The sequence below is a fragment of the Aureimonas glaciei genome (assembly GCF_014643375.1).
In the GTDB taxonomy this organism is placed as follows: domain Bacteria; phylum Pseudomonadota; class Alphaproteobacteria; order Rhizobiales; family Rhizobiaceae; genus Plantimonas; species Plantimonas glaciei.
In genome coordinates this window covers 466,813-479,521 of the sequence record NZ_BMJJ01000004.1, presented here as the reverse complement: position 1 = coordinate 479,521, position 12,709 = coordinate 466,813, and the positions used below count along the sequence as shown (strand labels likewise).

General features: G+C 69.5%; 4 protein-coding genes (1 of these 4 cut by a window edge). All 4 read right to left on the bottom strand.

Annotated elements, in window-relative coordinates; genetic code table 11:
* Positions 1 to 196: 196 nt before the first annotated feature.
* Entirely contained in the window at positions 197 to 403 is a 207-nt protein-coding gene (locus IEX88_RS11350) for a hypothetical protein (protein WP_210319263.1), read from the bottom strand.
* A complete protein-coding gene (locus IEX88_RS11345; RefSeq protein WP_188850710.1) occupies positions 400 to 1,842 on the bottom strand; it encodes an ABC transporter substrate-binding protein in 1,443 nt (480 codons plus the stop codon). The genes IEX88_RS11350 and IEX88_RS11345 overlap by 4 nt, the downstream gene beginning before the upstream one ends.
* Positions 1,843 to 1,889: 47 nt before the next feature.
* Entirely contained in the window at positions 1,890 to 2,756 is an 867-nt protein-coding gene (locus IEX88_RS11340; RefSeq protein ID WP_188850709.1) for a prohibitin family protein, read from the bottom strand.
* Positions 2,757 to 2,900: 144 nt separating this feature from the next.
* Positions 2,901 to 12,709 carry the end of a non-ribosomal peptide synthetase gene (locus IEX88_RS11335; RefSeq protein WP_188850708.1) on the bottom strand. It continues 10,936 nt past the right edge of the window, so the window shows 9,809 of its 20,745 coding nt (coding positions 10,937-20,745); the start codon falls outside the window, past its right edge; the stop codon is at positions 2,901 to 2,903.

Here is a 12,709-nt window from a genome sequence, read left to right as displayed (position 1 = left end):
CAGATGCAGGAGCCGCCTTCGTTCGATCGAGGGCGGCTTTCTTGCGTTGGCGCCCGGGCGCGCGTTGGGCATGAACCGGCGGCCACGCCAACCTACGCCCCTCCGCCGGAACGAAAGCCAACGCGCCGGCAGGAGCCGCTGACGATCCTTGCCCCAGACGGACAAGATCAGCCGTTCAGGATCAGTAGGCTTTGCCTTACGCCTTCGGCCGGCGACGCGAGTCCGGCACCTGCTTCCAACGGTCCGCAGCCAGGAGGACGATGACCCCGACCAGCGGGCTGAACAGGAAGGCGACGAGAAAATTGCCGGCAAAGCCAAACCGCGTATCGCGGCCGAGCATGCCGACGATCCAGCTGGCGATGGCCCAAATGAGAAATCCCCACGGTGTTGCGATCATGGTCATGGATCAATCCTCTCCGGCCGCAAAGGCCCCGTTCCTGAAGGGTTGTTCGAAGGCATTGTCTCCGCGGGGAGCGCGCCGCCGGGGCTCGCCGGCGTCGGGCTCGCGGGGCTCGGGCTCACCGGGACGAGGCTCGTCCCGGCGGGAGTCGCCTCGGCTGGGAGGGGCCCGGCCTCGCCGTCCATGTCGTCGTCGATGACGGAGACCTGGGCGAGTGTCGAGGGGATTTGATATTGCGCGACGGTATGGAATCCGGTGCCATCGTGCCGGACGACGTAGACCCCGGTGTCGGTCACCAGCCCATTGCGATCGAACAGGAGCGGGCCGGTGACCCCGACGAAGGGCGAATCCTTGTACCGCGCCACCTTCAGCGTATCGGCGAGGACCGTCGGATCGATCGTCCCCGCGCGCCGGCTCACGTCCCCAAGAAGCGTGATCGCGTCATAGCCGAGCGCGGCGTCGAGGTCGGGCAGCTGGCCAAAAATCTGGCGGAAATCCGCGGCGAACACCCGCGCGCCTTCCGACTGACCTTCCGCATCATAGAGCGACACGCCGACCACGTCCTTCATGCCCTTCATGCCGACGGCGGATTCCATCGCCGATGAGAAGATGTACTCCATGCCCAAAATCGGCATGGCCAGGCCGAGGACCCGGGCGCGCTTGATGAAATCGGCCGTTCCGGCCAGCGACGACGAGGCAATGAAGATCGCGTCGAAATCCGCGGTGCGAAAGGTCTTGTTGTCGAGAATGAACATCAAGAGATCGTCCGTCGAACGGGGACCACCATTCGACAGGAAGCCGCGAAAGACGAGATCGGCGCCGGCGCCCGCGACGGCCGCGGTGAAGAAGTTCACGCTCTCCTTGCCGTAGTCCGACTTGTCGGACAGAACGATGAAGCGATGCAGGCCCTGATCCAGCGCATATTTGGCGATCATCTGGGCGTTCGTCGAATTGTCCGGCTGCAGGGCGAACACCGTGTCGAAGCCATGATTGGTCAGCGACTGGGCAGTCGCGTGCGAGGCGAGGTACAGGATGTTGTTGAGGTTGTAGATCGAGCTGGCGGCAATGGCGGTATCGGACCATTCGTGGCCGACGACGGCCAGGAGATTGCGCGTCCGGGCGATGTAGTCGGACAGGTCGAGCGTCTTCGCCACGACGGCCTCGAGCGCCGTGCCGTCGGTCGAGCCGGCCTCCATGACGAGGTCGAGGTCGAGCTGGCGGCCGAGCACTCCGCCATCCCTGGCGTTGATCCGGTCGACGGCCATCTGGGCCCCGCGGATGAAGCTGCTGTCGCCGCTTTCGGCCGCGTAGACGGCCACGACCTTGAGGTTGTCGTTGCGCGGGATCAGCAGCGCCGTGATGCCCGCGAGTTCCAGAACCGCGACGATGACGAGCGCGGCGAGAACGACGAGGGCGAGAAGGGCCCTCCACCGTCTCCGCAAGACGTTTAATTGATCCGGCAGCGGGGAAGCGATGTCGGCCATCGCGTCTATCGATCGCTGCCGAGGATCAGCGGGAGCCCGTCCCGACCTGACCCGATCACCACCGTCTTCGAATTGGGCGACGTCGCCAGGTCCCGCGTCGCCTGGATGCCCTGCCAGCGCAGCAGATCCTCGGTCAGGCTCTGCTTGATCACGGTCTGGTAGCGGCTGATGCCTTCGGCTTCGATGGCCTTGCGCTCGGCCTCCTTGCGCTCGATGCCCAGCCTGTACTCGTAGGATTTCTCCTCCTCAGACAGCGTCAGCTTGCGTTCCACCGCCAGCCGCACCGCCGGCGGCAGCTCGACGCTGCGCACCAGCACGTCGTCGACGATGACGTACCGGTCCTCGACGCTGGTCAGGCTGCTGACGACGATCGATTCCAGGAAGCCGCGCTTGCTCGTATAGACCTGTTCCGGCGTGTATTGCCCGACGGCGCGGCGCAGCACGGCTTCGGTTTCCGGGAAGACGATCTTGTCGAGATATTCCGGGCCGACGGTGACGTGCAGGAGCGGCAGCAGCCGCACGTCCGGCTGATAGCGGACGGCGATTTCCAGGTCGACGGGAAGACCGCCCTGGGTCAGCATCGTGTAGCCGCGCTCCTTTGTCTGCAGGCGCACATTGTAGATGTACATCTCGTCCCAGGGGAAGATGAGATGCAGTCCCTCGCCGTAGATCCGGCTCATCTCGGTGCCCGACAGCCAGCGATAGAGGACGCCTGCCTCGCCGGACTCGACCGTGATCACGATGCGGTGCCACAAAAGCGCGAAACCGACGCCGAGGGCCACGAGGATGATCAGGAGGTAGATCTGCCACCGCCGGCTGCGATCGGGGCGCAGCACCTGTTCGTAGTCGTCGAACTCGTCGTCAGATGTCATTCGGCGGACTCACTCTCGCGGAACAGGCGCTTGGCCGCACTATAGGTGGCACGACGATCCCGCACCAGCGCACAACCGCTCGGATCGCGTGCCGCCGGGGGCGAGCGCGGGCCGACGGCGGCAGCACGAAAACGATCTCGGCGGTCACGGCCCGCTTGCCTCTTCCAGCCCCGCGCGCAGGATCGGCATCCACGCATCCAGCGCCGGCTGGCGAAGAATGCCGTCGTGATCGCTGGCGACGCGATGGACCGCCAGTCCGCCGGTGGCGAGGCGCCGCCACCCCTCGGCGAAGTCGCTGTCGGACGAGGCGCCGACCGCCCTCACCAGGGTGACGGGCGCCGGACAGGGCCCCGACTCATAGGCCGAGAATGCCGCGTGATGGGCGGCGAAGACCGAAAAGAGCCGTCGGATCTGATCGGGCCCGGCGTTCGGCAGCACGGATGTGGCCCGCGGCAGGGAGCGGACCGCCTCGACGATGTCCTGTTCCGCCGGGGCCGCGACCGTCGCCCCGAAGAGGTCGCGGAAGAAGGCCCGGCGTTGCCGCGCAGCAGCGTCTTCGCCCTCCGACGGGGGATCCAGGCCATCCGGTACGGCGGCCTCATCGGGCAGGTAGCTGTCGATCAGGCCGAGAAAGGCGACCGTCGCCCCTTCCCGGACAAGCTGCCGCGCCATCTCGAAGGCGACGACGCCGCCAAAGGACCAGCCGCCGAGACTGTAGGGCCCCTCCGGCTGCACCCGTCGCACGTGCCGGCAATAGCGTGCCGCGAGCGCTTCGACGCTCGGGGCGCTAGACGCCTCGCCCGGCTCCAGGCCCGCGGCCTGGAGGCCATAGACCGGCCGCGTCGCCTTCAGCGTCTCGAGCAGGGCGTCGTAGCAGGTCAGGGTTCCCATGATCGCATGGACCAGGAAGAGCGGACGCGCCGCCTCCCCCGCCGGCGACGCGTCCGGCCGCCACAGCGGCACCAGACGGGTGTCATCACCGGCGTGCGCGTCACCGACCCGGTCCCCCGCGTCCCGGCCAGCGCGACACCCGCGATGGCGCAGCAGCCGGGCCTGGGAGGCGATCGTCGTCGCCCGTCCGAGATCGGCCACGGAGAGCGCAGCGCCGAAGCCCTCCTGGATGCGGCCGAGCAGGCGAACCGCGAGCAGGCTGTTGCCGCCGACATCAGCGAAATCGTCGTCCATGCCAATCGCTTCCGGCGACAGGGCGAGACCAAGCGTCTCGCGCCAGATCTCCAGGAGCCGTGCTTCCATCCCATCATGCAATCCATCGCCGACCCCGGGGACGGCATCCGCCGCGACGGTTACGCGGGCCTTGGCGTCCCCGCAGGCCTTCAGAGCGCGACGGTCGATCTTGCCGCTGCTGGTCGTCGGCAGGCGGTCGAGGCGCACCCATCGCGCCGGGACCATGGCCGCGGGCAGCTTCGCCGCCAGCGATCGCTGCAGCGAGACCCGATCGTAGCTGGCGCGGTCGAAGGCGACATAGGCGGTCAGCGCCGGATCGCCGGCGCCGGATGTTTCGGCCAGCACGGCCGCTTCCTCGACGCCGCAGGCCAGGATGGCGGCCTCGATCTCGCCCAGCTCGATGCGGTGGCCGCGGATCTTCACCTGCGCATCGGCGCGGCCATGAAACTCGACCACGCCGCCGCTTTTCGGCCGGAACGAAGCGCGGTCGCCCGTGGCGTAGAGCCGGACGGTCCTGTCGCCCAGCCGGTGCAGGCGAAATTTTTCCGCCGTGAGATCGGGCCGGCGATGATAGCCGATGGCGAGGCGCTCCCCGCCGATATGCAGTTCGCCGACCACGCCATCGGGCACCAAATGGCCGTCGCCGTCCAGGATGTAGATCTCGGTACCCGGCAGCGGTCGCCCGACCGGCGTGCTCCCCTCCCGGCCGTCGAGGCGCACGGTATGGACGAGCGCGGTGACCGTCGCTTCCGTCGGGCCGTACGCGTTGACGAGCCGAACCGTGGCGAGCCCGCTCCGGCCCCAGGCTCCCACGACCTCCGGCGCCAGCGCCTCGCCGCCGACAAGGACGAGGCGCAAGGCGAGCCCGCCGAGATCGGCTCTGGCGCGCTCCCAGGAAAGCAGTAGTTCGTGGAGATACACCGGCGGCAGGTCGGCCACGGTGACCTTGGTCTCGGCCAGGAAGGCGAGGCAGGCGCCCGGCGTCAGCAGCGACCCCGGCCGCAGCACCAGCCGCGCGCCCACAACCAGCGTCGGCAGGATCTGCTCGATTGCCGTATCCACCGCGCAGGGCGCAAATTGCAGCACCGCGTCGCTCGGGACGAGGCGGTATTCCGGCACGATCGCCCGGCAATGGTCGGCGATCGCGGCGTGGGACACGACCACACCCTTCGGCACCCCGGTCGAGCCCGAGGTATAGATGATGTAGGCCGGGCTCGCCGGGTCGATCGCGACGACCGGAGGTTTGGCAAAGCGGTCGCGCCAGGCCGGCCGCTCCCGGTCGAGGTCGACGATCGACGCGCCCCCGCAGCCCCGCAACCGTTCCGCCAGCGCTCCTCGGCTCACCACGACCGAAACGCCGGCATCCCCCAGCATGAACCGCAGCCGCTCGTCCGGATGGGCCGGATCGAGCGGCACCCAGACGGCGCCGACGCTCATCACGCCGAGCAGGGCCGCGATGGCATCGGGCTCGTGCCCCAGGAGGACGCCGACGGCATCGCCCGATGCCACCTTGCGCCGTCGCAGCGCGCCGGCGACGAGGCGGACCCGGACCATCAGGTCCCCGTAGCTGAGGCTTTCGGATCCGCAGACCACCGCGGGGGCGGAGGGTCTCTGGCGGGCGCGGGCGAAGATCTGCTCGTGCACGGGCAAGGTGAAATCCGGCAGGCGTCCGCTTCGGCTCCAGTGGTGCAGCGCCCGCTCCACCTCGGGCGGCGTCAGCATCACCAGGCCGGACAGCGGCGTCGTCTCGTCGGCCGAGGTGGCCTCCAGCAACTGGCGAAAGTGCGCCAGCAGGCGGTCGATGCGGGCGGCAGAAGAACGACTCCCGTCATAGGTCGCCACGATCAGCGCGCCCGCCGCATCGTCCTGGACCTCGAAGCCAAGAGCGGCGTCGCCACCCTGCCGGATCTGCCGGAGATGGGACACCTCCCCCCGGGCGAAGGGCGCGAGATCGGCAGGCGCAAAGCCGAAATTCTGATAGGCGAAGGTCACCTGATAGGGCGGCTCGCCGGTCGCCGTCCCGCCGCGTTCGCGCGCGATGGCGGCAAAGGGGAAGTCGCCATTGTCGAGCCCCTCGCTCAACGCGGCCTGCACGCTGTCGGCGAAGTCGCCGAAGGAACGGCCGGGATCGACCGTGAGCCGCAGCGCGATCATGTTGGCGCAATAGCCGACGGTTTCGGCAAATCGCCGCTGCGGACGCCGGAGCGTCGGCACGCCGATGACGATGTCCCTCTCGCCGGTATGGCGATAGAGGAGCGCCGCGAAAGCGCCGAGATAGAGCGACATGGCCCCGCATCCACGCCGCGCCGCCACCGTGCGCAGCGCCGCGGTCAAGGCCGCCGACAGGCGAAGTTCCCGCGACGGGACGGCGACGGAATTGGATTCAAAGGCGGGATTCTCGGACGGCAGGTTCAGCTGCGGCAGGGGTCCGGCAAGTTTCTCCAGCCAGTAGGCCTTCTGCGCCTGTCCCCGCTGGGAGCCCGCGAATTCCTCTTCCCAGGCGACGAACGCCGCGTGGTCCGCGGCGTCGCGGTCGGTCTGCGGAAGCGGCGCCCCCGTGGCGAAGTGATCGTAGGCCGCCCAGAAACGGCGCGTGATGACGGCCGAGGATACGCCGTCGGTGACGAGGTGATGGACGACGAGGAGAAGGATGCTTTCGCCCGCCGCCAGCGTGCCGCCGGACAGATGCTCGGCCCGCAGGACGCCCTCGCCGAGATCGAACGGCACGAGCGCGCGCTGGCGCAGGAAAGCGTCGGTGTCGGCGTCCTTGGGCAGGGCGAGCGACCGGATCGCCGGCGGGATCGGCCGGGCGGAAAGGACCATCCGATCGCCGTCGACAATCCGCGTGCCGAGCAGCCTGTGCTCCGCCAGCAGCCAGCCGAGCGCCTTGTCCAGCACGTTCCCGTCGACGGACCGGCACCGGAAGGCCAGAGGGACGTTGTAATCCCCGCGCTCGGTGAAAAGCTTCTGCAGGACCCAGAGGCCCTTCTGGTTCTCCCCGAGCGGAACGGTGTCGTCGTCGGCCGCGACCGTTGGATGGGAGACGGCAGGCCTTGCCGCCACCGCAGCGCCCGGACCGTCGGCGTCGAGGTGATCGGCCAGCGCCTGGGGCGTCCGAAGCGCCTCGAGCGTTCCCTGGTCGAGGATCACGCCGCAGCGCTCCTCCACCGCATAGATCAGTCGCATGCGGATCATCGAGTCGATGCCGAGGGCGGAAAAACCGGATTGCGGATCGACGTCGCTGGGCGCGCAGCCGAGCTCCGCCGCGAGGGTTCGCTGGATGAGCTGCAGCGCCGTCTCGCGGCCGCGCGGCAGGTCCGGATCCGCCTGCGCCAGGCTCTCTGACGCCGCTGCCGTCTCGGCTGCCCGTGGGCTGGGCGGGTCGGCCCTGGCGGGAGACAGCCAGTGCCGTTCGCGGGCGAAGGGATAGCCGGGAAGGACCAGCATTCCAGGGTCAGGCTCGTCGCCCGCGACGACGCCAGCCAGCGCTACCGCAGACTCGCGATGGTCCGCCTCGTCCAGCTTTGCGACCAATTCCTCCTGGTCGGACGCGACGAAGTCGATGCCAAAGGCGAAGGACTCTCGGCCGTTCCGCAGCGTGTTCGACAGGGCCGCCATGCACAGGCCCGGCGTCGCCCGGAGGTGGTCGGCAAGGAGCCGGCGAAGCGCGGCGAGCTGAACCGGGGTTGTCGCCGAGAGCGGGAAGAGGCGGCGCGCGCGCACCGCCTTCGGCGGGGCTTCGGCCGTCGGCGGCTCTTCCAGGATCAGGTGCACGTTCGACCCGCCCGCCCCGAAGGCGCTGACGGTCGCCCGAAGCTTCCCCGTCGCGCCGTCCGCGATCGGCGCCTCCCAGGCGGCCAGCATCGTCTGCGGCTTAAAGGGCGTTCCGCTGAAGGCACTCGTGGCTTCCGGCGACGCGAGGCTAGGGCACGGAAACAGGCTCCGCTGCTCGAACTGCAGCAGAACCTTGGTCAGTTGAGCCAGGCCCGAGGCCGCTTCCGCATGGCCGATATTCGTCTTGACCGATCCGATGGCGATCGGGGGCGAGCCGGGCGGCAAGCCGGAGAAGAAGGACGACAGCGCGCGCAGCTCGATGGCGTCGCCGAGCTTCGAGCCATTGGCCGCTGCCTCGACATAGCCGATGCTGGCGGGATCGATCCCCGCGGCTGAAAAGCCGTCGCCGAGGAGGCGCAGCTGCGCGTCGACGCTCGGGACGGCGTAGCCGGCCGAGTGGCCGGAATGGCTGGCGAGACTGCCCTTGATCACGGCGAGCACGCGGTCGCCATCGCGAAGGGCATCGCGCAGCGGCTTCAGGAGCACCGCGCCGACGCCTTCGGCCGGCAAGTAGCCGTCGCCGTCCGAAAAGGCCCGGCTTCCCGCATGGCTGCCGACGAGGCCGGCCCGGCTCAGCGCCTCGTATTTGGCCGGATGGATGGACAGGTTGACGCCGCCCGCGACCGCCAGCCGGCACTCGCCGGTGCGCAGGCTCTGGCACCCTTGATGCACCGCCTGCAGGCCGGAGGAGCACATGCTGTCGACCGCGACGCTCGGCCCCTGCAGGTCGAAGAAGAAGGAGACCCGGTTGGCGATGCCGGAATAGGAGGACAGTGCGAGCAGCGCACGGCTCTCGGCATCCGCGGCGAGGCCTGGATACTGCTGGTACATGGCGCCAACGAAGACGCCGACCCGCGATGCGTAGCGTTCCGCAAGATGCGCACGGGTGTGCCCCGCGCGCTCGAACAGGTGCCAGGCGGTCTCCAGAAACAGGCGCTCCTGCGGATCGGCGAGGTCCGCGGCGCGGGGGCTGTAGCCGAAGAAGCCGGCGTCGAAGCGGTCGACGTCGGACAAGAAGCCGCCCCACCGGCAGATGCTGGCGCCGGGCTCGCCCTTCCGCTCGGAAAAGCGCGCCACGAGATCGGCGCGGTCGGGCGGGATCTCGGTGACGCAGTCCCGCCCCTCCCGTAGCACCTCGGCGAAAGCCTCGATCGTGTCCGCCCCGGGATAGCGGCCGGCGACGGCGATCACGGCGATATCCCGGCCTGCGTCCAGCGCGGCAGGCCCGTTTGATGCGGCAGCGGCCGATGATGGGCCGGGTTGCGATGCCGTCGGAACGGGAACCGCCGGCCCGTCGCAGACGGCGGCACCCTGCCGGGCCAGCACTTCGTCGGCCAGCCGGTCGATGGTCGGAAACTCGAAGAGCAAGGTCGACGGCAAGGCGCCGAACGCGGCGGACAGGGCCGCCGTGATGTCCAGAGCGGAGACGGAATCGACCCCGAAGCGATCGATCGTCGCGTCTGGCGCCAGGCGATCGACCGGGATGCCCAGGATGGACGAAAAACAGGCGCGGATAGTCGCCACGATCGCCGCGCGACCCTCGTCCGCCCGCATCGTTTCGCCATGCGGAACCAAGCTGGCTGTCGCAGCGGCGGCGGGCGCCGCGCGGCGATCGCCCGCGTCGGGCTCCGCGGGCCTCATCATGCGGCGCAGCCGGTCGTGGTCACCGCCGAGCACCAGCACCTGAGGCGCTGAGACCGATGTCAGGATGGCCGCAAGGGCCGCGAGCGCGGCCGCGGTGTCGAGGGGTGCCACACCGGTATCGCGCTCAAGGGCGGCGATGGTGGCGCCCGCCATGTGCATGCCGCCGTCGCGCCAATAGGGCCAGTCGATCGCGACGGTGCGGCCGCGGCGACTACCCTCGGCGACGCGGGCATTCCGATCGAGCGCGAAGCGGTCGAGGAAAGCATTGGCCGCCGCATAGTCGGACTGGCCGGGATTGCCGACGGCGCCGGCGGCGGAGGCGAACAGCGCCATGAAGTCGAGCGCCCGGTCGCCGAGAACCTCGTCGAGGATCCGAATGCCGGCGACCTTGGGAGCGAGCACGGCGTGAAGGGTTGCCTCGTCCTTCGTCAGGAGCCGTCCGTCGCAGGCGAGCCCCGCGCCGTGGAAAAGCCCATCGAGGCCACCATCTTCAGCGTCGATCTCGCGGACCAGGGCAGCGACGGCCGCCCGGTCGGTGACGTCGACGCGGCGATGGCGGACCGTCGCCCCCGCCTCTTCCATCCGCACGATCCGCTGGCGGGCGAGCGGGTCGAGCGCCGACCGTCCGGTCAGCCAGAGCGAGGGACGGCCGCCCGCAGCGGCGATGGACTCCGCCACCAGCAGGCCGATGCCGCCGGCACCGCCGGTCAGGAGATAGCGTCCCCCGTCCCTCCAGGGAGACGCAACGGCACCGTCCCCTGCTTCGATTTCCTGCCAGGACCTGACGAGACGCCGCCCCCCGCTATAGCGGATATCCCGGTCCGATCCGGACTGGGCCGCATCGGCCGCCAGAAGGGCGGGGAGATCGCCAAGCCCGGCATCCACCGCGATGATCTGGCAGGACACCGCCCGATGCTCCATTGCCGCACAGCGCAGCATGCCGCCGAGGCCTTCCAGACAGGCGTCCGCGCCCGTTGCAGGGACCACGACCTGCACGATCGCGGCGGCCGGCCCCTGCCGGATCAGGCCCTGCAGGCAGTCCATCAGCCGAGCGGCATAGAAGCCGTATCGCTCGTCGAGTGTCCCAACCGGCGCCTCCAGCACGACCAGGTCGACGGCCGCATCGCTCGCACCGCTCAGCCGCTTGGCCTCAGCGGCAAGCCCGCACAGAACGATCAACCGGGTCGCGCTCGTCGGCGCGCCGACCTGCCGAGCCGCGGATTCCAGCCAGGCCGGTGCAAACAGAAGCGGAAAGGCGGGCGCCGTGTCGGCAGGGGCTGGGCGGCGCGCTTCGCCGAGGTCGGGAAGCCAGCACCGATCCCTCGCAAAGGGATAGGTCGGCAGGCTGATCGCCCGCGGCCTCGGTCCGTTCCGACGCGCCGTCCAGTCGACCACCGCGCCCTGCACCCATCCGGACGCGACATCGCCAAGGCCGTCGCCGACGATGGCGGGGGGCCGCGGGCGAACCGCGCAGGCGCGATAGACGCCAGGCCCCGCCGCCCGTCCCGCCAGAAACAGATCCAGCCTCGCCATGAGTTCATTCCGGTCGGCAGCGACGATCGCCAGCCGCTCCTCGAAAGCCTCCCGCCCCTCCTGCAAGACGAAGGCGAGAGACGGCAGATCCGGGTCCTTCAGGTCTTCCAGCGCCGAGCGGAAATTCGCGAGCAGCGCCATCAGCCGTTCGGGATCGCGGGCGGAGAAGGGATAGATGTCGGGTCCAGCATGCACTGGCCGTTCCTCGGCCGGCCGATACTCGCTAACGATAAAATGAGCGTTGGAGCCGCCGGCCCCGAAGGAGGACAGACCGGCCATCCGCGGCAGGGTCACGCCCTCCCGCTCGCGCCGTTCCCAGGGCTGCAGCCGCTGCTGCACACGGAAGGATGCCGCGTCCCAGGCGATATGGGGATTGCCGACCGCGGCGTGCAGCGATGGCACCAACTGCCCGTGCTTCAGCTGCAGCAGCACCTTCGTCAGCCCGGCCATGCCGGCCGCGCTTTCCGCGTGGCCGATATTGGACTTCACCGAGCCGATGGCGCAGGACGGTCCCGCCTCGCCACCGCGGCCATAGGCCCTGGCGAGGGCAGCGATCTCGATCGGGTCGCCGAGGCTGGTGCCGGTCCCGTGTGCCTCGACATAGCTTATCGCGTCGGGCGAGACCCCCGCCTTTTCCATCGCCCTGCCGACCACCGCAGCCTGGGCGGACGGGTTGGGCACAGTGTAGCCATTGGTCTTGCCGCCATGATTGAGGGCCGAGCCGAGGATGACGGCATGGATCCGGTCGCCATCCGCCTCGGCCTGCCGCAGGGGCTTCAGCAGCACGGCGCCGACGCCTTCGGCCGGGACATAGCCGTCGCCGCCTTCGCCAAAGCTCTCGCAGCGCCCCTTGCTGGACAGGAAGCGGCCCTGCGACAGCGCGATGTATTTGTTGGGGTGCAGCGTCAGGTTGACGCCGCCGGCGAGCGCCACCCGGCAGCTCCCCGAACGAAGCGCGTCGCAGGCGAGATGAACGGCCGTCAGCGACGACGAGCACATGCTGTCGACGGCTAGGCTCGGCCCGTGGAAATCGCAGAAATAGGAAACCCGGTTGGCGATCGACGCCGCGCTCCCGGTCATCGCCAGGGGCTGGCCCTGCGCCGTCCGCTCGGGACCGTAGAGCTGGTACTCCTCGTACATGACGCCGACGAAGACCCCGACGTCCCCGCCGGGCATGTCGCCGCTCCCGGGCGCGACGTTCGCGCGGGTATAGCCGGCGTCCTCCAGCGTCTCCCACGCGCATTGCAGGAAAAGCCGCTCCTGCGGATCGATGAACGCCGCCTCGCGCGGGGCGATGTTGAAGAACAGCGGGTCGAAACGGTTGTGTCCCTCGACGAACCCGCCCCAGCGGCTCGTGGTCTTGCCGGGCTGACGCACCGGATCGAAGTAGCGGCCATGGTCCCATCGGTCACCAGGGACCTCGGTGATGCTGTCGCGGCCGGCCGCGAGATTTTCCCAGAACGCCGGCAGGGTGTTCGCGCCGGGATAGCGACCGGCGACGCCGATGATGGCGATCGGCTCGTCGGCGCCCGCAGCAAGGGGCTCCGTCCGGACGGCCGAACCAGTCGCGGCGGCTTGCGCCGTAAGCGGCCGCGCCGCCGCCGGCGTGGCAGACGGGCCGAGAACAGCGGCCAGTCTCTCGCCGTGCCGCTCCTGGAAATGGCCGACGAGCGCCGACAGCGTCTGGTATTCGAAGAACAGCGTTCGCGACAACGGGCCGAAATCCATCTCCAGCCGGTCGGTCAGGCGGGTGATCA

Excerpts from the sequence above, each read along its gene's own strand:
- IEX88_RS11340 (WP_188850709.1), bottom strand. The coding sequence starts at position 2,756 with ATGACATCTGACGACGAGTTCGACGACTACGAACAGGTGCTGCGCCCC.
- IEX88_RS11350 (WP_210319263.1), bottom strand. The coding sequence starts at position 403 with ATGACCATGATCGCAACACCGTGGGGATTTCTCATTTGGGCCATCGCC.